The organism is Burkholderia sp. SJZ089, from assembly GCF_007828315.1.
In the GTDB taxonomy this organism is placed as follows: Bacteria; Pseudomonadota; Gammaproteobacteria; order Burkholderiales; family Burkholderiaceae; genus Burkholderia; species Burkholderia gladioli.
Genome location: NZ_VIUM01000014.1, coordinates 37948 through 59676 on the forward strand (window position 1 = coordinate 37948; position 21729 = coordinate 59676).

Below are 21729 nucleotides of genomic sequence, written 5' to 3' on the forward strand. Positions count from 1 at the left end.
GGCGCACGTACTGACGCACGTGAACGCCCTTGGGGTAGGAGCATGCAATCATGCGAATCTCCAAAAATACTGCGGAAAGCAGCTTTGAAGACTTGCATGTCAGCCCCACCTAGATGGTAAACTTTCATATCACTCGCAAAGTGAGCAAGTCGGCGTGAGGCCACTTTCGACCCCTCGTCGCACCGCGGCCGGGCTTCCCTCCCGGCCGCTCCCTCTTTCAGGCCAGGTCCGAGTCCTCCTCTTCAGGATACCCAATCGTCAGCGTGGCTTGATAGCGCTCTTCATTGGGTTTGGAGGTCGTATATACGCCCTTCCGGTCAGGGGACTGATAAATCAGATCCTTCGACACCATGCGGTAAAGGCGAGATACCAGCTTCGTCCGTTTCTCGATTTCACCTGTACGCTTGTACAAGTTCACCAAAATTCGATCCAACGAAGCGGTGCCGCCGATGTCGTCGATGATCTCGACGATCAGAAAGTCTTTGCGGTCCGAATCGTTAAGACTCAGCTCCGCAAGCAATTCTTCTGGAAGCCCATCGAGGTCATGAGGTGAGAGACGAATCGGATCTTGATCGTGTATCGGACTGGACCTGCCGGCAGATTCGAGGGTGATCAGGTCGGACAGGAGCTGCTGAAAGAGTGCGACGCGGCCAAGGGCGCCCTTTGCTTTTGCCTCTTCGTTCCGAGCGAAAGCGCGCGCAGCCTGCTTCTCTTGGTGTGTGATTTGGTCCTTTACGAAGGGACCATACTTCTCTACAATGGATGCCACGTCGCAACCCCAAACAGGTGTGACTATACAAGTAGCAGGGCTGGCCTTAGCCAGTTAAACGTCCCTGCCATCCTTTTGAAACCCCGGCCCTGCCTACCAAGCTTGCCGGGGTTTCGTCCGTTTACGTGACTGATTCACGCATTAGGGTCGAGTGTACCACCGGTGCGAATCACAGCGCAAATGAGTTTGCAGACAAACGCGAATTGTTTGCTCGACAGCTGAGTGATATCGACCAATCTGGCACCAATGTAGTACCAATATAATTCCAGTAGGATCGGTGGTCTTTCATAAAAATCTTGACTCCCTTTCTGGGCAAAGCAGCGCGCCGTTTAAACGTCTCCATCCATCTGTCTTGCGCTGGCGATCTGTGCCTAGTATCTCTTCCGTCATCCGTCCGTCGCGGCCATCAATATCCATCAAAAGCTGGCGAAAAACTGAGTTGCAGGTGGCTCAGGTGTTTTCGCTCACTAGAAAAGATGCTTTCCGGGCCGAACCGTGCCTAACCGGAAGTCACTTCCGATGCGGAGGAAGGACGAATTCGGGAAGTCACTTCCATATTGAAGCTTGCGGGAACTGATAGTCGGACTTTGGCATCGATCCGTTGCCTGTCATAACGTGGGTACTTTCGCGTTCCTCCGCGGCCACGAAATTCGTTGACCCTTCCAGCCGTTCCTTGGCAAACCACTGTACAAACATACAGTGATTTGGCCGGATCGAACGAGAGCTATGATGGCTCTGGCGCTGGCGTATGAATTCTGTCGGGCCGTCACTCGGCTCGAGATGCCTGTCCGAGATAGTCGCCCCACCACTGCATCATCTTCCGGCGCTCGGGCAGGTACTCGGCGTGGTTGTAGGCCGCCCGGACGCCGTCGCGCTCGCTGTGGGCTAACTGACGCTCAATCCAGTCCCGATTGAAGTTGTGCTCGTTCAAGATTGTCGAGGCGAGCCCGCGGAACCCGTGTCCGGTCATCCGGGAGTGGTACCCCATCCGGTACAGCGCGTACAGGATCGTGTTCTCGCTCATGGGTTTCTTGGGGCTGGACCGGCTAGGAAACAGGTATTGCCCTGCCCCATTCACTTCCCGAAGCTGCGCAATCACTTCAAGCGCTTGGGTCGACAGCGGCACGATGTGCGGGGCGCGCATCTTCATCTTCTCGGCCGGAATCTTCCATTCCTTTTTCTTCGTGTCGATCTCGGCCCACTCGGCAAACCGCAGCTCGCTTGTCCGTACAAACGTCAGAGACATAAGCTGCAGTGCCAGGCGCGTCTGATGGTCGCCGTCGTAGGCCTCGATACTCCTCATCAGCCCCGGTAGCTCAGCTTCGCTAACGCGTTTCATGTGAACAACAGAGCGAGTCTTCAGCGCACCGCGCAGATCTGGAGCCGGATCCCGTTCGGCACGGCCCGTCGCAATCGCATACCGGAAAATCTGGCTGGTAGCCTGAATGGCCTTATGGGCAAGTTCGAGCGCGTTGCGCGACTCGATTTTACGAATGATGGCCAACAGCTCAGGCGCTGAAATTTGCCCAATCGGACGGGTACCGAGCGACGGGAAAAGCTCGCGCTCCAGAAGCTTCATTACCCGTTCCGCGTGGCGATCGCTCCATGCGCCCTTCCGTTGTTCATGCCACTCCCGAGCAATTGGCTCGAAGGAGTTCGCTCGATCCAGGCCTCGTTGCAACTTGGCGAGCTTCTTTTCGTGAGACGGATCGAGCCCAGCGCGCAACTGCTCCTTGACCTCGTCCCGAGCCTTACGCGCGGCGACAATGGTCACCGCAGGATAAACCCCCAACGCCACCCGCCTCTCTTTACCATCGACGCGATACTTTAAGCGCCAATATTTCGAGCCGTTCGGCATGACTTCGAGGTACATGCCTTGGCCGTCGGCCAGCTTGTATGACTTCTCGCGAGGCTTGGCCGCGCGGACTGCAACGTCGGTAAGGGGCATATGGGCACGGGGGCATTTCTATGCCCCAAGTCTGGAAAACTGCCCCCAACGATGCCCCCTGATTTCGTGGGTGTCAATGGGAAACCTTGGGCAAGGATGGCAACAAAAAGCCCCGCAAGTCCTTGACTGACGGGGCTTTATGGTCAAGCATAGACATGCTTGGGAGGATCTGTGGTGCGTGAGGCCGGACTCGAACCGGCACACCCTTGCGGGCGTCAGGACCTAAACCTGGTGCGTCTACCAATTTCGCCACTCACGCACATCGATGTTCGCGAACGCCGCCGCCGCGAGGCGGCCGGCGCGTTCCGCGAGCACGCCATCCCTGGAGTCGGACGGCCGCCGGAAAGCGCGAGCGCGAGATTCTAACCGATCTCCCCGCGCTTGTCTCTAGCCGCCGCATCGATCGCGAGGCGGTGCTAGAATCGCCGCGCATTTGCCTGCGCATGTGTCCCGAGACGCGGCGCCCGCCACGCGGTAACGCCGCCCGCCCCCACCACTGCGAACCCACTCGCCGCCATCCCGCCCGTGAATTTCGACGACTATTGCCAGCAGAAGGCCGCGCCCCCCGGCTCCAGCGTCTATTACGCGCTGCGCCAGGCGCCGCTCGCCAGCCAGGGCGCGCTGACCGCGCTGTTCGCGCTGCGCCGCGAACTCGAGGAAACCACGCGCGAGACCAGCGAGCCGACCATCGGCCAGACCAAGCTGGCCTGGTGGCGCAAGGAGCTCGCCGCGCTGGCCGAGGGCCAGCCTTCGCACCCGGTCTCGCAGGCACTGGCCCGGCATGCCGGCGCCATCGCGCGCGACCATGCCGCGCTGCAGGCGCTGGCCGACGGTTTCGCGATGGATCTCGAGCAGGCGCGCTACCTGGACTGGCCCAACCTGCGCCGCTACGTGGAGCGCGTGGGCGGCGGTTTCACGAGCCTGGTGGCACGCGCCGCGGCCGGCCCCGCCATCGCCGATACCGCGCCGGCCTGGGCCGCCTCGCTCGGCGAGGGCCTGCAGCTCGCGCAGATCGTCGAGGAAGTCGGCGACGATGCGCGCCACGGCCGCGTCTACCTGCCGATCGACGAATTGCAGCGCTACGAGGTGACGGCCGCTGACCTGATGCACCGCCGCTATAGCCCCGCCTTCAGCGAACTGATGCGCTTCCAGGCCACGCGCGCGCGCGAGACGCTGCATGCCGCGCTCGAAGCCATTCCCCCCGCCGAGCGGCGCGCGCAGCGCAGCCTGCGGGCACTGGCCGCGCTCTCGCTGGCCACGCTCGACGAGATCGAGGGCGAGGACTACCAGGTGCTGCACCAGCGCATCTCGCTGACGCCGATCCGCAAGCTGTGGCTGGCCTGGCGCGTCGCGCGACGACGCTAGCCCAGGCCCGGCGCCTGCGCGGGCAACGGCTCGCGCCGGCATTCACACCTCAGGCGCGCAGCAAGGGCAGCGGCGCGAAACGCCCGCGCAGCACCGCCGCCGCATCCATCCCCCACCAGGGCCCGAGCACGGTGGCATAAAGCTGCCGGAAATCGACCGCCACCGGCAGGTTGCCGTTGCCGTCGAGCCGCGCCAGCGCGGGCCGCTCGCCATACAGGCCGCCGCGCACGCGTCCGCCCATCACGAAGTGCGGCGCGGCGGTGCCGTGATCGGTGCCGCCGCTCTGGTTCTCGCGCACGCGCCGGCCGAACTCGGCATAGGTCATCACCAGGCTGTCGTTCCAGCGGCCCAGTTCGATCAGGGCCGAGCGCATCGCCGCCAGGCCCTCGGCCAGTTGCTTGAGCAGCGCGGCCTGCTGCCCGGCCTGGTTCTGGTGCGTGTCGAAACCGTTCAGCGTGAGCCGCAGCACCGCCACGCCCTGCCCCGCGAGCGGGCGCCGCTGCGGCGACTCGCAGCTCGACAGCACCTGCATGGCGGTCTTCACCGAGGTGCCGAACGGCCCGGCGGGAAACGCGGTGGCAAAGCCGAAGGCACCCTCGCGCGGACGCAGCCGCGCCGCCGCGTTGACGATGTCGTTCTCGACGTCGATCAAATGCGCGAGCGCGGGATTGCGCTCGCGCAGCGAGACCGGATGCGCGAGCTTCGCGGCGCCGATGAACTGCGCCGGGTTGACCAGCACGATCGCACGCGCGCCGTTCGCGAGCGGCCCCATCTCGGCGCTGCCGAACACCACGCCGTCGGCCGCGAAACCGGGCGGCACCGGCGCATGCGCGAAGGCGCGCGTGAGCCAGCCCTCGCCGAGGATCTCGTCGGAACGCGAGGCGGTATCCCAGATCTCGATCGAGCGGAAATGCGAGAGGTTCGGCTGCGGATAGGCGACGCCCTCCACCACCGCCAGCTCGTGCGCCTGCCAGATCGGCAGCAGCGGCGCCAGCGCGGGATGCAGCGCCGCGTGCTGGTCGAGCGGCAGCACGGCTTCGCGACGCAGGCCGAGGGTGGGACGCATCGCGCGGTAGAGCGGATCGTCGTAGGGCACCACCGTGTTCAGGCCGTCGTTGCCGCCCTTCAGCTCGACCAGGATCAGCAAGCGCTCGTAGTGCGCGGCGCCGGGGTTCGCCAGGGGCTCGCCCGCGAAGGCCGTGGATGGCGTCCACAGCGGCAGGCCCGCGGCGCCGGCCATGCCGGCCGCGCTCGTCAGGCCCAGGAAATCGCGTCGCTTCATGATGCCGCCCTCCTCGCCGCGCCGCTCGCGCGCTTCAGGTCAACTGGTAAACCGGGTCCATCAGCAGCGCGCGCAGATAGGCCGCGCCGTTCGCATCGGCATCGATCGCCGCCACCGGCGAGAGCGGCAGCACCGCGTGCTGGAGCTGCAGCTCGGCCGACAGCGTGGGCCTGGCCTGCGGCGCCGTGCCGAAGCGCGCGAGCCAGCCGTCGAGGTCGAAGCGCAGCGTCGCCGGCTTCGCCGCCATCCCGGCAACTCGCGCGGTCGGCTTCATGCTCGCCGTGGTGGAACGGAACATGCGCTCGACGAATTGCTTGCGCGCCAGCAGGGTCGCGCTGTTGATCCACAGCGTGCCGCCCGGCCAGCCCTTCACGTTGGGGGGCGCGAACAGGTTCTCGCCGAGCCCGCGCACCACCGGCACGAACTGCGCGGCATCGCCGTAATCGATCTCGAACAGGCGCAGGTTGCCCACCACGAACTCGACCGGCGACTTCACATGCAGGCCGCGCACGCGATCGCTCCAGAACGCCTCGCACGAGAACAGCGCGACCAGCAGCACGCGAATCTCGTAGCCACTGTCGCGAAAGCGCGCGGCGATGCCGTCGAGCTCGGCCGCATCGGGCGTATCGGAGACGAACTCGCGCCACAGCTTCGCCGCGACGAAGCCCGCCGTTTCCGGCTGCGCGAGCAGCACGTCGAGCACGCGATCGGTATCGAGCGGGCCGGTGACGCCGCGCACGGTCTTCACGCCATCGTCATGAAGATTCGGATGCCAAACCGTTTCGATGGTATCGGGATCGAGCCCCCAGCCGGTCAGCGCGCGCGCCGCCTCGGTCACGTCGTGCTGCGTGTAATGGCCCTCGCCGAGCGTGAACAGCTCCATCACCTCGCGCGCGAAGTTCTCGTTGGGCCGGCCCTTGCGATTGCTCGCGCCGTCGAGGTACTGGAGCATCGCCGCATCCTTCGCCACCGCGTGCAGCATGGTGCCGAAATTGCCGAGCGCCTCGCCGCGCAGCAGGCGGTGCTGGACCGCCATGGTGCGCGCATACGGCACCTTGTCCTGCCCCGAGGTGAAGTGCCGATGCCAGAACAGCGTCATGCGTTCGGTGAGCGGCGAAGGCGTGACCAGCATCTCGCCGAGCCACCAGGCGCGCAGCGCGTCGTAGCGCTGGCCCTGCAGGCGCTGGTCGTCGCGGCGCTGCTCGGGCGTCCAGGCATTGCGGATCGCGCGCGGCGGCGGCATCTCGTCGACCCAGGCCGGCAGCGGCGTGACGCTGTCGCGATGCGTGCCGTCCAGCAGGCGCTCGACGGCCTGCGCGCGTGTCATGCCGACGTAACGCGCCACCTCGGCGGGCGGCGCCGTGAAGCCGGTGCGCGCGAGCAGGAAACGCGCGTCGTCGGCATCGAGCGGCGCGAGCATCGCGCTCGGCCATGCGTCGCCGGCATGCGCACGCATGCCATGCGCGCGATGCGCTGCCCGCGGCTGCGCGGGAGGGACATCGGTATCGAATCGAGGCATGGCCGCGCCGCTCCCGAAAGCTGCCTGGAAAGAAACCGGCGAGAGATACGACATGCGTATCGTTCCCGGCGGTGTTCAAACCTCAACAACGGACCACGCCCGCGCGACGTTGACGTGCGCGCGCATGATTCCGCCATCGGCGGGACATGAAACCAGGCCAGGGGAGAAAAAACGGAAGACAGCGAAAGACGGTGCTCAGCGCTTGTACAGCTCGCGCACCGCGTCCTCGATATGCTGGCGCAGCAGGTGGCGTTCCTCGGGCGTCATGTGGCCGTCGCGGCGACGCTGGTCTAGATCGGGGGAAACGGCGGAACGGCCAGGCTCGTCGAAGCGATCGAGTTGCGCATCGCGCGGCGGGGGCGGCGGCAGGCGGGGACGCGAGGCCTTGTGCGACGACCCGCCCCGCTCGGGGCGTTGGGCGCAGGCGAAGTTCGATGCAAAGAGACCGGCGAACACGATCGTCAGTGCGCACGCAATCCGGGTGGGTCGCATCACTGTTCTCGCTTCTCTGGTCGATTTGTTCCCTTCGTCACGCGGCAACCGTCTAACCTCTGGTACTTGAACAAACCCGGCGAATATCGGGCAAACGAACTACGAAATATCGAGTGGGTGGAGTATCCACTGAATTTCCGCGCCAAGTAAAGGAGTCTCTAACGAGTGTCTTTACTCAGCATCGCAGCCCGGGTAAATTTTGTAACTGACTGTTACTCGCAAAATCCCGCGCCCGTGCGCGCCTTCGTAATCGAGATAAGATGCCGTCCATGGAAACCAAAAATCCCTCGAAAATCCTCGTCGTCGACGACGATCCCCGTTTGCGCGACCTGCTGCGCCGCTACCTCGGCGAGCAGGGCTTCAACGTATATGTCGCCGAAAATGCGACGGCAATGAACAAGCTCTGGGTGCGCGAGCGTTTCGACCTGCTGGTGCTCGACCTGATGCTGCCCGGCGAGGACGGCCTGTCGATCTGCCGCCGCCTGCGCGGCAGCAACGACCGCACGCCGATCATCATGCTCACGGCCAAGGGCGAGGACGTGGACCGCATCGTCGGCCTCGAGATGGGCGCCGACGACTACCTGCCCAAGCCCTTCAATCCGCGCGAGCTGGTCGCGCGCATCCACGCGGTGCTGCGCCGCCAGGCGCCGGCCGAACTGCCGGGCGCGCCCTCGGAAACCACCGAGGTGTTCGAATTCGGCGAGTTCTCGCTGAACCTGGCCACCCGCACGCTGACCAAGTCCGGCCAGGAGATTCCGCTGACCACCGGCGAATTCTCGGTGCTCAAGGTCTTCGCGCGTCATCCGCGCCAGCCGCTGTCGCGCGAGAAGCTGATGGAACTCGCGCGCGGCCGCGAATACGAGGTGTTCGACCGCAGCCTCGACGTGCAGATCTCGCGCCTGCGCAAGCTGATCGAGCCCGATCCGGGCAGCCCGCGCTTCATCCAGACCGTCTGGGGCCTCGGCTACGTATTCATCCCCGACGGCGCCGCCTGAGTGGTCCCGGCGCGCGTTCGCGCGTGCCGGAACCCGCCGCCCTGCCTGCTTGGACAGTCCGCCCTATGCGCATTGACCGGCGCCTCCTGACGCTCGTATTCGGCGGGCTGTTCTGGCGCACCTTCCTGCTGATCGCGCTGTTGATCGCGGTCAGCCTCGCCGCGTGGTTCCAGAGCTTCCGCGTGATCGAGCGCGAGCCGCGCGCGCAGCGCGTGGCCCTGCAGCTCGTCGCGGTGGTCAAGCTCACGCGCACCGCCCTGCTCTATTCGGATCCGGACCTGCGCCGCGCGCTGCTCCAGGACCTGGAGAGCAACGAGGGCGTGCGCGTCTACCCGCGCGAAACCACCGACAAATTCAAGCTCCAGCCCGACGAATCGCTCAATCGCCTGATCGAGCACGATATCCGCAGCCGGCTCGGCGACGATACCGTGATCGCGCAGTCGGTCAACGACATCCCCGGCGTCTGGATCAGCTTCAAGATCGACGACGACGATTACTGGGTGGCGCTCGACCGCGACCAGCTCGACACCGTCACGGGCCTGCAATGGGCCGGCTGGGGCCTGTTCGCGCTGGCGCTGTCGCTGCTCGGCTCGGCCTTCATCACCAGCCTGGTGAACCAGCCCTTCTCGCGGCTCGCGCTGGCCGCGCGCAAGGTGGGCGCCGGGCAGATGCCCGAGCCGCTGCCCGAGCGCGGCATGGGCGTGGCCGCCGAAACCAATCGCAGCTTCAACCAGATGGTGCGCGATCTCGAGCAGCTCGACGCCGATCGCGCGCTGATGCTGGCCGGCATCTCGCACGACCTGCGCACGCCGCTGGCACGGCTGCGCCTGGAAACCGAGATGAGCCCCTCGGACCAGGCCACCAAGGACGCGATGGTCGACGACATCGAGCAGATGGACCGCATCATCGCCGCCTTCATCGACTACGCGCGGCCGATGCAGCCGCGTTCGCTCGAGCCGGTCGATCTCTCGCTGGTCGCCCACGACGTGGCCGCGCGCCTGGCCAACGAGGAAGGCGTGCAGATCCGCACCGTGCTGGCGCCGGCCGCCGTGATCGAGGCCGACGAGACCGACATGCGCCGCGTGATCGGCAACCTGGTGGAGAACGCGCGCAAGTACGGCCTGAGCCGCGGCGACGGCATCGCGCGCATCACCGTCGAGACACGCGCCTCGCATGCGCGCATCGAGGTGATCGTGCGCGACGAGGGCCCGGGCATCCCCGACGATCAGCTGCCGCTGGTGATGCGCCCGTTCTACCGCGTCGACGCCGCGCGCAGCAAGGCCGACGGCACCGGGCTCGGGATGGCAATCGTGCTGCGCATCGTGGGCCGCTACCGCGGCACGCTGAAGCTGCGCAATCGCGCGCCGGAGCCGGGCCTGGAAGCCTCGATCGACTTCCCGACCGGCAAGGCCGCCCGCGTGGCGGCCTGAGCGCCCGATTCACGACGATGGCCGGGGCCCCGGCCATCGTCCCCGCCAACGCCCCTCGCCTCTCGCCTCTCGATAGACAATTTCTAATGGAATTGTCGTTCGATAGAACTGAAGTCGTAATTCACGCTGCCGCCACGGCACCGCGACGACGCTTGCGCCACCCCGGCAGCGCGCCCCTCTCACGGCAGGAGCAGGCGCATGAAAACCGTCGGCGACATCCTCGAAGCCTTCACGGTCACGGCCGCGCGGCCGGGCTTCAATCATCACGATGAAAACAGTCAACCGGCTCAACCATCACGCCTTCGGCGACGTGAAGGGCGAACTGATCGACCAGCTCGGCGTGCGCGACCACGATGCCGGCGTGGCGCTGCGCGCCAGCTTCATCGTCGATCCGGACAACACGATCCAGCATGTCTCGGTGGCCAGGCTCGAGGTGGGACGCAATCCCGAGGAGATCCTGCGGATCCTCGATGCCCAGCGGGCGGGCGAGGCGTGAGCTAGCGGGCGCGCGGCCCGATCGGGCGGGCCTGGGCGGCCCCTGGCGAAATCAGGCGTGAATTGGCCGCGGCGAATCCCGGCATGTATCGATGAGGGGTGGCGGAATGTGGACGGCCGGCGGGAAAGCCTGCCGGCATCGCGCACCAGGGCGGGGCACGATGCCGGCCGGGCGCGAGGCTCAGTCGCCCTCGCGCACCAGCAGCGCGGCGGCCTGGGCCTCGATGCCCTCGCCGCGGCCGAGATAACCGAGCTTCTCGTTGGTCTTGGCCTTGACGTTGACGCGGTCGAGCGGCAGGCCCAGATCCTCCGCGATATTGGCGCGCATCGCGTCGATATGCGGCGCGAGCTTGGGCGCCTGGGCGATCACGGTGGTATCGACGTTGCGGATCGAGAAGCCGGCCGCGTTCACGCGCTTGACGCATTCGCGCAGCAGCACACGGCTGTCGGCGCCCTTGAACTGCGCGTCGGTATCCGAGAAGTGCCGGCCGATGTCGCCGAGCGCGGCCGCGCCGAACAGCGCGTCGGTCAGCGCGTGCAGCAGCACGTCGGCGTCCGAGTGGCCGAGCAGGCCGCGTTCGTAGGGGATCGTCACGCCGCCGATGATGAGCGGCCGGCCGGGAACCAGTTGGTGTACGTCGTAGCCTTGTCCGATTCTGATGTCCATGCTGGGTCTGGTTCGTGGTGAAGGTGGATCAGGAGGCGTTCGCCGGCCGCGACAGGAATGCCTCGGCCAGGTCGAAATCCTCGGGGTACGTGACCTTGAAGTTGCGCAGGTTGCCCTGCACCACGCGCGGGGCGTGGCCGGCCCATTCGATCGCGCTGGCCTCGTCGGTCAGGTCGTGGCCGTCGCGCTGCGCGGCGAGGATCGCCTCGCGCAGCATGCCGATGCGGAACATCTGCGGCGTCTGTGCCTGCCACAGCCCGTCGCGCGCCTCGGTGCGGGCGATCTCGTCGCCGCCGGCCGGCACGCGCTTGAGCGTGTCGGCCACCGGCAGCGCGACGATGCCGCCCACCGGGTCGTCCTTGAGCGTGGAAATCAGCGTGCGAATCAGCGCCGGCGTGATGCCGGGGCGCGCCGCGTCGTGCACCAGCACCCAGTCCGCGTCGGTCGCGCCGAATTCGACGAGCTGCATCAGCCCGTTGAGCACCGAGGCCTGGCGCGAGGCGCCGCCGCAGCGGCTGACCGCGAAGCGCAGGCCGGAAAAGCGACGCGCGTCGAAATGCGGATCGTCGGGGGAGATCACCACCAGGGTCTGCGCGAGCTCGCTGAGCGCGTCGAAGGCGGCCAGCGTATAGTGCAGCAGCGCGCGACCGGCGAGCGTGCGGTACTGCTTGGGCAGCGCCGAGCCGGAGCGGCTGCCGGTGCCGGCGCAGGGAATCAGGGCGAAAAGTCGGGGAGTCACGAGAGCGAACGCCGGTAATAGGGAAATCGAAGCACGGATTTTATAATAGGTCTTTCGCCTCGGCCGCCGTGCCGCTCGCCGCGCCCCGGCGCACGCCATTCCAGCCTCGTCCATGCCAGAAAACGCCAGCACCCCGTCGTCCCCCGTCGCACTCGTGAAACCGGGCCAGCGCTTCGCCTTCGACGGCGCGCACGGCTCCGCCGATGCCCTCGCGATCGCCCGCTACCTGTCCGCGCACCAGGGCGAGGTGCCGCTGGTCGCGGTGATCTGCGCCAATGCCGTCGACGCGCAGCGGCTCTCGCAGGAGATCGGCTTCTTCGCGCCGAGCGCACGCGTGCGCCTCCTGCCCGACTGGGAAACCCTGCCCTACGACACCTTCTCGCCGCACCAGGACCTGGTCTCCGAGCGGCTGGCCACCCTGCACGACCTCGGCGAGGGGCGCTGCGACATCCTGCTGGTGCCGGCCACCACGGCGCTCTACCGGATGCCGCCGGCCGCCTTCCTGGCCGCCTACACCTTCGCCTTCACCCAGGGCGAGCGGCTCGACGAGGCCAGGTTCAAGGCGCAGCTGACGCTGGCCGGCTACGAGCACGTCAGCCAGGTGGTGCGCCCGGGCGAATACTGCGTGCGCGGCTCGCTGATCGACCTGTTCCCGATGGGCTCGCCGCTGCCCTACCGGATCGACCTGTTCGACGATCAGGTCGACTCGATCCGCGCCTTCGATCCCGACACGCAGCGCAGCCTCTACCCGGTGCGCGACGTGCGCCTGCTGCCGGGCCGCGAATTCCCGTTCGACGAGGCGGCCCGCACCGCCTTCCGCAGCCGCTGGCGCGAGACCTTCGAGGGCGACCCGAGCCGCGCGCCGATCTATCGCGACATCGGCAACGGGGTGCCCTCGGCCGGCATCGAGTACTACCTGCCGCTGTTCTTCGAGGACACCGCCACGCTGTTCCACTACCTGCCGCCGCGCGCGCACCTGGTGTTCAGCGGCGACCTGGACACCGCGATCCGCCGCTTCACGGCCGATACCAAGCAGCGCTACAACTTCCTCTCGCACGACCGCGAGCGGCCGATTCTCGAGCCTCAGCGCCTGTTCCTGTCGGACGACGATTTCTACACGCTCGCCAAGCCCTTCGCGCGCGTGGTGCTGCCGGCCCAGGCGCCGGGCGGCTGGGCCACCGCGTTGCCGCCGCTGGCGCTGGAACGCCAGGCCGAGGATCCGCTCGCCACGCTGCGCGCCTACCTCGCGAGCACGCCCAACCGCGTGCTGTTCACGGTCGAATCGGCGGGCCGACGCGAGACCATCGCGCAACTGTTCGCCGAGCATGGGCTGCGCCCGGTCGGCAACGACAGCTACGCCTCGTGGCTCGCCAGCGACGAGCGTTTCGCGCTCGGCGTGGCGCCGCTGACCAGCGGCTTCGCGGTGCCCGGCGAGGCTTACGCGATCGTCACCGAGACCGAGCTGTACGGCGCCACCGGCCGCCGCACGGGCCGGCGCCGCCAGGAGCAGGCCAGCAACGTCGACGCGATGGTGCGCGACCTCTCCGAGCTCAAGGTCGGCGATCCGGTGGTGCATACGCAGCACGGCATCGGCCGCTACATGGGGCTGGTGTCGATGGATCTCGGCGAGGGCGACACCGAGTTCCTGCATCTCGAATACGCCGGCGAGAGCAAGCTCTACGTGCCGGTCTCGCAATTGCACGTGATCTCGCGCTACAGCGGCGCCGATCCGGACAGCGCGCCGCTGCACTCGCTGGGCTCGGGCCAATGGGAGCGTGCCAAGCGAAAGGCCGCGCAGCAGATCCGCGATACCGCGGCCGAGCTGCTCAACCTGTATGCGCGCCGCGCCGCGCGCGAGGGCCATGCCTTCGCGCTCGAGCCGCGCGACTACGTGAAGTTCGCCGAAAGCTTCGGCTTCGAGGAAACGCCCGACCAGGCCGCCGCGATCGCGGCCGTGATCGGCGACATGACCAGCGGCAAGCCGATGGACCGCCTCGTGTGCGGCGACGTCGGCTTCGGCAAGACCGAGGTGGCGCTGCGCGCGGCCTTCATCGCCGTGATGGGCGGCAAGCAGGTGGCCCTGCTCTCGCCCACCACGCTGCTGGCCGAGCAGCATACGCAGACCTTCATCGACCGCTTCGCCGACTGGCCGGTGCGGGTGGCCGAGCTGTCGCGCTTCAAGTCGACCAAGGAGGTCAATGCCGCGATCGGCCAGATCAACGAGGGCAGCGTCGACATCGTGATCGGCACCCACAAGCTGCTGTCCTCGGACGTGCAGTTCAAGCGGCTCGGCCTGGTGATCATCGACGAGGAGCACCGCTTCGGGGTGCGCCAGAAGGAGGCGCTCAAGGCGCTGCGCGCCGAGGTCGACGTGCTGACGCTGACCGCCACGCCGATCCCGCGCACGCTGGGCATGGCGCTCGAAGGCCTGCGCGACTTCTCGGTGATCGCCACCGCGCCGCAGAAGCGGCTGGCCATCAAGACCTTCGTGCGACGCGAGGAGGACAGCGTGATCCGCGAGGCGATGCTGCGCGAGCTGAAGCGCGGCGGCCAGGTCTACTTCCTGCACAACGAGGTCGAGACCATCGAGAACCGCAAGGCCATGCTCGAGGAACTGGTGCCCGAGGCGCGCATCGCGATCGCCCACGGCCAGATGCACGAGCGCGAACTCGAGCGCGTGATGCGCGACTTCGTCGGCCAGCGCGCCAACGTCCTGCTCTGCACCACCATCATCGAGACCGGCATCGACGTGCCGAGCGCGAACACCATCATCATGCACCGCGCCGACAAGTTCGGCCTGGCCCAGCTGCACCAGTTGCGCGGGCGCGTCGGCCGCTCGCACCACCAGGCCTATGCCTACCTGCTGGTGCACGATCCGCAGTCGCTGACCAAGCAGGCGCAGCGCCGGCTCGAGGCGATCCAGCAGATGGAGGAACTCGGCTCGGGCTTCTACCTGGCGATGCACGACCTGGAGATCCGCGGCACCGGCGAGGTGCTCGGCGACAAGCAATCGGGCGAGATCCACGAGATCGGCTTCCAGCTCTACACCGACATGCTCAACGACGCGGTCAAGGCGCTCAAGAACGGCCGCGAGCCGGACCTGCTCGCGCCGCTGGCGGCCACCACCGAGATCAACCTGCATACGCCGGCGATCCTGCCGGCCGATTACTGCGCCGACGTGCAGGAACGCCTGTCGCTCTACAAGCGCCTGGCGAACTGCGAGGACGGCGAGTCGATCGACGCGATCCAGGAGGAGCTGATCGACCGCTTCGGCAAGCTGCCGCAGCAGGCCAACGCGCTGGTCGAGACGCACCGGCTGCGGCTGGCGGCCAAGCCGCTGGGCATCAGCAAGATCGACGCGAGCGAGGCCGTGATCGGCCTGCAGTTCGTGCCGAGCCCGCCGATCGATCCGATGCGCATCATCGAGATGGTGCAGAAGCACAAGCACGTCAAGCTCGCCGGCCAGGACAAGCTGCGCATCGAGACGCGCACGCCCGACCTGGCGATCCGCGTGTCGACCGTCAAGGAAACGCTGCGCGCGCTGGGCCTGCCCTCGGGCGGGCAGAAAGCCGGCGCGCGCTGAAACGGCGAATCCGCGGCGGCGGGCGGCGAGCGACGACGGGCCCCGGCGCGAACGGCGGATCCCGCCGCCCGCGCCGGAAATGGCGGATCGTCCGCCGGCCCGGCGAAAATCGTGCTGCAGCGCAAGGCGGCCCGCGAACGCGGGCCGCGGCGTTTTTGACGTATGATTTTCGTATTGCCATCCGGAGTTTCACCATGCGTTCCGTCGACGCCGCCGCGCCGCCTGCCCACACCGCCGCTCCCGCCTCCGATAGCCCCATCAGCCTCGACTGGGTCCGCGACCTGGTCGCGATGGACACCACCAGCCGCGTACCGAACCTCGGCCTGATCGAAACCGTGCGCGACGCGCTGGCCGAGCGCGGTATCGCCTCGACGCTGACGCACGACAAGCGCGAGGGCTGGGCCAACCTGTTCGCGACGATCCCCGCCCACGACGGCACCACCGACGGCGGCGTGGTGCTGTCCGGACACACCGACGTGGTGCCGGTCGACGGCCAGGACTGGGACAGCGACCCGTTCAAGCCGGCGATCCGCGACGGCCGGCTGTACGGCCGCGGCACCTGCGACATGAAGGGTTTCATCGGCGCGGCGCTCGCGCTGGTGCCCGAGATGCAGGCCGCCAGGCTCGCCAAGCCGATCCATCTCGCGCTGTCCTACGACGAGGAAATCGGCTGCGCGGGCGCCCCGCTGCTGATCGCCGACCTCAAGCAGCGCGGCCTCAACCCGAGCGGCTGCATCGTCGGCGAGCCGACCAGCATGCGCCCGATCATCGCCCACAAGGGCATCAACACCTATCGCTGCTGCGTGCGCGGGCACGCCGCCCATTCCTCGCTGACGCCCAAGGGGCTCAACGCGATCGAATACGCGGCGCGGCTGATCTGCCATATCCGCGACATCGCCGACGAATTCCGCGCCAAGGGCCCGTTCGACGAGCTCTACGACGTGCCGTTCACCACCGCGCAGACCAGCCAGATCCAGGGCGGCAACGCGATCAACACGGTGCCGGCCGAATGCCGTTTCTCCTTCGAATTCCGCAACCTGCCGACGCTCGATCCCGATGCGATCTTCGCGAAGATCGACGCCTATGCGCGCGATACGCTGCTGCCGAAGATGCGCCGCGAGCATCCCGACGCGGCCATCGAGATCTCGAAGATCGCCTCGGCGCCCGGGCTCGACGCCGACGAGCAGGCCGCGATCACGCAACTGGTGCGCGCGCTGAGCGCCGACCAGTCGCAGCGCAAGGTCGCCTACGGCACCGAGGCGGGCCTGTTCGCCAATGCCGGCATCCCGAGCGTGGTCTGCGGGCCCGGCAACATCGAGCAGGCGCACAAGCCGAACGAATACGTCGAGCTGGCCCAGCTCGACGGCTGCGAACGCTTCCTGCGCAAGTTCATCTACAGCATGACCCTCGCCTGATCCGCCCGATACGGCACTCGCCGTTCGCGGCGGGTGCCCCGCCCGCCGCCATGTCGACTCTCGCTCCCCCCACCGCCCACGCCGCCATCAACGGCGAACCGATCCCCACGCTCGACGACATCGCCGCCGAGCACTTCGCGCTGACGCCCTGGGTCTCGCGCACGCCGGTGTTCGAGCGTGCCGACCTGCCGGCGCTGGAAGGCACCCACGTCAACCTCAAGTTCGAGCTGCTGCAGGCCAGCGGCAGCTTCAAGCTGCGCAGCGCCTTCGCCAACCTGCTGGCGCTGAGCGAGCCGCAAAAGCGCATCGGCGTGACCTGCGTGTCCTCGGGCAATCATGCGACCGCCGTCGCCTACGCGGCAATGCGGCTCGGCCTGAGCGCCAAGGTGGTGATGCTCGACAGCGCCGGCACCGCGCCGCTCGCGCTGTGCCGCCAGTACGGCGCAGAGGTGGTGCTCGCGGCCGGCCACGCCGACGCCTTCGAGCTGGTGCGGCGCATCGAGGCCGAGGAAGGGCGGCAGTTCATCCATCCCTTCAACGGCTATCGCACCATCCTCGGCACCGCCACGCTCGGCTACGAATGGGTCACCCAGGCACCCGACCTCGACGCGGTGATCGTGCCGGTGGGCGGCGGCGGCCTCGCGGCCGGCGTGGCCACCGCGCTGCGGCTGGCCAATCCGCGGGTACGCGTATATGGCGTCGAGCCCACCGGCGCCGACGTGATGAGCCGCAGCTTCGCGGCCAACCGGCCGGTCGAGGCGCTCGCGCCGCGCACCATCGCGGACGCGCTGGCTGCGGCCACGCACACCGAGGAATACAGCTACGAGCTGTGCCGGCGCCATCTGGAGCGGCTCGTCACGGTCGACGACGATGCCTTGCGCGCGGCCATGCTGTACCTGTTCACGCATCTCAAGACCGCCGTCGAGCCTGCCTGCGCCGCGCCGATCGCGGCCCTGCTCGGGCCGCTGCGCGAAACCCTGCAGGGCCGGCGCGTGGGCGTGCTGCTGGCCGGCTCGAACATCGAGGCGCCGCGCTTCGCCGCGCATCTCGAGGACGCAAGGCGCGGCCACTGAGCACCAGGGGCGCGACGATATCCCCAGCTTGTGTTGAAGAACCTGTGGACAAGCGCCTGACAAGCGAGCCAAGTGCTTGATCGGTCAGGCTTTCGCCGCGCTGCCTCGAATCGGTCACGAAATGCGCAGGGCGCCGCCGCGGCCGGTTTCGCGCCGCGCTTGACGCGGCCCCTGCCCGTGCCGCATCCTCGCCGGAAATTCCTTGTGCGCTCAAGGGCTTGGGGCGTCTTCCCCGGGCTTATCAACAAGGATCTCAACACAAACTGTGGATAAATCGCGCAGCATCGGTCGAGGCCGTCGACCGCCTGCCCGCGCGAGAGCAGACTCGCAGCACGAGCCGGTGCGCCGCGCCATGCGAACCGGTATCGCCGTCCAGCCTTCGCCAAAGAAAGGAGTCTCGCGATGCTCGTCAAGCCGTCCCGCCGTGATCCGGTTTCCGCGTCGAGCCCGAGGTCAAACTCGGCCTCGTCTTCTCCGCCCGCGGCACGCCGCGCGCTGCGCCTCGCCGCCGTGTTGTCGAGCGCGGGCTGGCTCGCCGCCTGCGCGCCGCTGCCGGCCACCTCGCAGGCCGGCGCCGCGCCCGACAACCCGCCCGCCTGCGATGCGGCCGGCACCCATCCCGCCTGGCAGGCCGAACTGATGTTCGGCCGCGATATCGCCGGCCGCGGCCCGCTCACCGATGCCGAGCGCAGCGCCTTCGTCGCCGAGGTCGTCACGCCGCGCTTCCCCGATGGCCTCACGCAATGGGATACGCAGGGCCAGTGGCGCGATCGCGAAACCGGCGCGATCGTGCGCGAAGCCTCCTTCGTGATCCGCCTGGTCGCGCCGCCCACTCCCACCACGCGCCAGGCGCTCGACGACGTGCGCGACGCCTACAAGCAACGCTTCCAGCAGCAATCGGTCGGGCTGCTCGTCACGGATATCTGCGCGGCGTTCTGATCGCGTCCCGCGCCGCGCGGCTGCATCCCGTTGCTTCCGCGCAAACCGCCGGGACGAAAAAAAACCCGGCAGGATCTGCCGGGCTTTCGTCATTTCTCGCGATGCCCGCCTGCCGCGGCGGGCACCTGCTTTCGTCAGGGCTTGTTGCCCTCGAACATGTCCATGATCTGCTGCCGTTCCTGCTGCGTGACCGGCGGCGGCGTGAGACCCGCCGCGCCCGCCGCGCCGAGCGCGTCGTTGGCATTGATCGGGTTGCCGGCCTCGTTGATGTCGACGTTCGAGACGAAGCCGTTGCCCGGCGTGTGATCCGCGAAGTACAGCTCGCCGTCGATGGTGGTCAGGCCGTCGGGCATCGCCATCTGCTGCTCGGGCACGCCGCGCAGGGCGGTGCGCATGTAGTTGACCCAGATCGGCAGGGCAAGCTGGGCGCCGAATTCGCGGCTGCCCAGGCTCTTGGGCTGGTCGTAGCCCATCCAGGCCACCGCCACCAGCGACTGCTGGTAACCGGCGAACCAGCCGTCCTTGGCGTCGTTGGTGGTACCCGTCTTGCCCTGCAGGTCGCCGCGGCCCAGCACGTTCGAACCGGCGCCGGTGCCGGCGGTGGCCACCGTGTGCAGCATGCTGTTCATCACGTAGGCGTTGCGCGCGTCGATCGTGCGTTGCGCGTTGCTGCCGGCGATCGCCGGCTGCGCCTTCTGCAGCGGCTGGCCATGCGCGTCGTCCACTTCCGCGATCAGGTAGGGATCGACGCGGAAACCGCCGTTGGCGAACACCGAGTAGGCTCCCGCCAACTGCAGCGGCGTGACGAGCCCGGCGCCGAGCGCCATCGGCAGGTAGGGCGGCGTCTTGGCCGGATCGAAGCCGAAGCGCTGCGTCACGTAATCCTGCGCGTACTTGGTGCCGATCGAGGCCAGGATCCGGATCGAGACCAGGTTCTTCGAGCGGCGCAGCGCATCGCGCATCGTCATCGGGCCGTCGGGCTGGTCGTCGTCCTTCGGCTCCCAGGCGGTGCCGCCCGGCGTGCTCGGCGGGAAGTACAGCGGCGCGTCGTTGATGATGGTCGCCGGCCCCAGGCCCTTCTCGAGCGAGGCCGAGTAGATGAAGGGCTTGAAGCTCGAACCGGGCTGGCGCCAGGCTTGCGTGACGTGGTTGAACTTGCTCTTGTTGAAATCGAAACCGCCCACCAGCGAGCGGATCGCGCCGTCCTGCGGCGTCAGCGCGATCAGCGCGCCTTCGACCTGCGGCAGTTGCGAGACCTGCCAGGCATCCTTGCTGTCCTTGGTGACGCGCACGATCGAGCCGGGCTTGATGCGCAGCGCGTCGCTCGCGCGCGGGCTCAGCGCGGCCGCCACGAAACGCAGGTTCGCGCCGTTCACGGTGGCGCTCTCGCCGCCGACGAACTGCACCTGCACCGCCGAGGGCGAGGCCGCGGTGACCACCGCCGATTGCAGGTCGCCGTTGTCGGGATGGTCGGCCAGCGCGTCGTCGATCGCCTCGTCGCGCGAATCGCCGGGCGCCGGCAGCGCGATGAAGCCTTCCGGGCCGCGATAGCCGTGACGACGCTCGTAGTCGAGGATGCCGCGGCGCACCGCCTGGTAGGCCGCTTCCTGGTCGGCCGAGTTGATGGTGGTGGTGACCGTCAGCCCGCGCGTATAGGTTTCGTCCTTGTACTGCGCGTACATCATCTGGCGCACCATCTCCGAGATGAACTCGGCATGCACCGCGTACTGGTTGCCCGGCGTGCGCGTGTGGATCTCCTCCTTCACGGCCTGGTCGTACTGCTGCGGCGTGATGTAGCCGAGATCGCGCATGCGCTGCAGGATGTACTCCTGGCGCACCTTGGCACGCTTGGGATTGACCACCGGGTTGTAGGCCGAGGGCGCCTTGGGCAGCCCGGCCAGCATGGCCGCCTCGGCCAGCGTGATGTCCTTGAGGTCCTTGCCGAAATACACGCGCGCGGCCGCGGCGAACCCATAGGCGCGCTGGCCCAGGTAGATCTGGTTCATGTACAGCTCGAGGATCTGGTCCTTGCTCAGGGTCTTCTCGATCTTGTACGCGAGCAGCATCTCGTAGATCTTGCGCGTGTAGGTCTTCTCGCTCGACAGGAAGAAGTTGCGCGCCACCTGCATGGTGATGGTGCTGGCGCCCTGGCGCGCGCCGCCGTGCATCAGGTCGGCCACGCCGGCGCGCAGGATGCCGACGAAGTCGACGCCGCCGTGCTCGTAGAAGCGGTAGTCCTCGATCGCGAGCACCGCCTTCTTCATCACGTCGGGGATGTCCTGGAAGCGCACCAGGCTGCGGCGCTCCTCGCCGAACTCGCCGATCAGCACGTGGTCGGCCGTGTAGACGCGCAGCGGCACCTTCGGCTGGTAGTTGGTCAGCGCGTCGAGCGAGGGCAGCTGCGGGGCCATCACCACCAGCGCATAACCGACGATCAGCGCGCCGATCACGCCGGCCACCGCGAACAGCCCGGCGAACCACAGCGCGATGCGCGTGCCGATCGAGCGACGGCGGGGCTCACGATCGTCGCGGTCGCGGTCGCGCCGGTCGCCGCCGCCATGGCGATCGGACTCATCCGCGTAGAACGCACCGGAAGGCGAGCGGCGTAACTTGTAATTGGGTTCGGAGTCGGACGGGCGTTTGATGATCGGCATGTCGGAATGGCGGGCGCGGCTGCGGCACCGTGGGCGTGCGCGGTTGGACTGCAGTGACGCGCGTGTGGATCGATACGTCAGGCTTTACGCGATGAGGATGGAGCGTAGCACGTCGACAGACCCCGGCACGCAGGGATCCGTTCCCGCGACGTGACAGCGCATTTTAATGAAATCGCCCCGGCGTCCCGGCGTTTTTTTGTAAGAATTTCCTCTATTTGCCCCGTCCTGGGGCGCGCGACGCGATTCAGTGCCCATCTCGATGGCCCGCTTCGGCGCATCGAGCACGCTGGTCTGCATAACGAGCCTTTCAGTCGCGAAAGTATTGTATCCATCTGTCTCCGCCCCCTTGGAAATGCCCCCCTTC

15 protein-coding genes, 1 tRNA gene and 1 pseudogene are annotated in these 21729 nt (G+C 67.5%); 8 read left to right on the forward strand and 9 right to left on the reverse strand.

From position 1 onward, the window contains the following. Positions 1-217 precede the first annotated feature (217 nt). From FB600_RS24435 to FB600_RS24445, 3 genes are all read right to left on the reverse strand, one after another. Positions 218-769, reverse strand: coding sequence for a hypothetical protein (locus FB600_RS24435; RefSeq protein ID WP_145757494.1), 552 nt, complete (start codon positions 767-769; stop codon positions 218-220). Between the two features lie 766 nt (positions 770-1535). Then, on the reverse strand, positions 1536-2717 hold the full coding sequence (locus tag FB600_RS24440; protein ID WP_145757495.1) for a tyrosine-type recombinase/integrase: 1182 nt from the start codon (positions 2715-2717) through the stop codon (positions 1536-1538). A gap of 172 nt (positions 2718-2889) precedes the next feature. Beyond that, positions 2890-2976 (reverse strand) — tRNA-Leu (locus tag FB600_RS24445). Positions 2977-3242: 266 nt separating this feature from the next. Here FB600_RS24445 and hpnD point away from each other — a divergent pair. Further along, the gene (gene hpnD / locus FB600_RS24450) at positions 3243-4082 is read left to right on the forward strand and encodes a presqualene diphosphate synthase HpnD (protein ID WP_105819451.1); all 840 of its coding nucleotides are present in this window, start codon (positions 3243-3245) and stop codon (positions 4080-4082) included. Positions 4083-4131: 49 nt separating this feature from the next. On the opposite strand, the gene FB600_RS24455 is transcribed toward hpnD, so the two are convergent. The 3 genes from FB600_RS24455 to FB600_RS24465 all read right to left on the reverse strand — a co-directional run bounded on the left by FB600_RS24455 (position 4132) and on the right by FB600_RS24465 (position 7375). Further along, positions 4132-5364, reverse strand: a complete 1233-nt coding sequence (locus tag FB600_RS24455; RefSeq protein WP_098153925.1) for a DUF1501 domain-containing protein — start codon at positions 5362-5364, stop codon at positions 4132-4134. Positions 5365-5398: 34 nt separating this feature from the next. Beyond that, positions 5399-6820, reverse strand: a complete 1422-nt coding sequence (locus FB600_RS24460; RefSeq protein WP_186467877.1) for a DUF1800 family protein — start codon at positions 6818-6820, stop codon at positions 5399-5401. Between the two features lie 258 nt (positions 6821-7078). Then, positions 7079-7375, reverse strand: coding sequence for a hypothetical protein (locus FB600_RS24465; protein ID WP_036040055.1), 297 nt, complete (start codon positions 7373-7375; stop codon positions 7079-7081). 260 nt (positions 7376-7635) lie between these two features. Between FB600_RS24465 and ompR the strand changes: the two genes are divergently transcribed. The 3 genes and pseudogenes from ompR to FB600_RS24485 all read left to right on the forward strand — a co-directional run. Next, a complete protein-coding gene (gene ompR, locus FB600_RS24475; RefSeq protein ID WP_013698365.1) occupies positions 7636-8370 on the forward strand; it encodes a two-component system response regulator OmpR in 735 nt (244 codons plus the stop codon). Between the two features lie 65 nt (positions 8371-8435). Then, complete coding sequence (locus tag FB600_RS24480; protein ID WP_013698366.1) at positions 8436-9800, forward strand: ATP-binding protein; 1365 nt, start codon at positions 8436-8438, stop codon at positions 9798-9800. Between the two features lie 271 nt (positions 9801-10071). After that, positions 10072-10296: pseudogene (locus FB600_RS24485) on the forward strand (redoxin domain-containing protein); the annotation flags it as partial. 180 nt (positions 10297-10476) lie between these two features. On the opposite strand, the gene ispF reads toward FB600_RS24485, so the two are convergent. Continuing rightward, complete coding sequence (gene ispF / locus FB600_RS24490; protein ID WP_098153923.1) at positions 10477-10962, reverse strand: 2-C-methyl-D-erythritol 2,4-cyclodiphosphate synthase; 486 nt, start codon at positions 10960-10962, stop codon at positions 10477-10479. 28 nt (positions 10963-10990) lie between these two features. Further along, entirely contained in the window at positions 10991-11701 is a 711-nt protein-coding gene (gene ispD, locus FB600_RS24495) for a 2-C-methyl-D-erythritol 4-phosphate cytidylyltransferase (RefSeq protein WP_025096723.1), read from the reverse strand. 112 nt (positions 11702-11813) lie between these two features. Between ispD and mfd the strand changes: the two genes are divergently transcribed. The 4 genes from mfd to FB600_RS24515 all read left to right on the forward strand — a co-directional run bounded on the left by mfd (position 11814) and on the right by FB600_RS24515 (position 18711). Next, on the forward strand, positions 11814-15284 hold the full coding sequence (gene mfd, locus FB600_RS24500; protein ID WP_096748684.1) for a transcription-repair coupling factor: 3471 nt from the start codon (positions 11814-11816) through the stop codon (positions 15282-15284). A gap of 194 nt (positions 15285-15478) precedes the next feature. Further along, positions 15479-16699 (forward strand): acetylornithine deacetylase, encoded by a 1221-nt coding sequence (argE, locus tag FB600_RS24505; protein ID WP_036051179.1) that lies wholly within the window; start codon positions 15479-15481, stop codon positions 16697-16699. Positions 16700-16749: 50 nt separating this feature from the next. Continuing rightward, positions 16750-17772, forward strand: coding sequence for a threonine/serine dehydratase (locus tag FB600_RS24510; protein ID WP_096748683.1), 1023 nt, complete (start codon positions 16750-16752; stop codon positions 17770-17772). A gap of 402 nt (positions 17773-18174) precedes the next feature. Next, positions 18175-18711 carry a DUF3574 domain-containing protein gene (locus FB600_RS24515; protein ID WP_145757496.1) on the forward strand — a complete coding sequence of 179 codons (537 nt, stop codon included), beginning with the start codon at positions 18175-18177 and terminating at the stop codon, positions 18709-18711. Positions 18712-18845: 134 nt separating this feature from the next. On the opposite strand, the gene FB600_RS24520 is transcribed toward FB600_RS24515, so the two are convergent. After that, positions 18846-21365 (reverse strand): penicillin-binding protein 1A, encoded by a 2520-nt coding sequence (locus FB600_RS24520; protein WP_013698374.1) that lies wholly within the window; start codon positions 21363-21365, stop codon positions 18846-18848. Positions 21366-21729 lie beyond the last annotated feature (364 nt).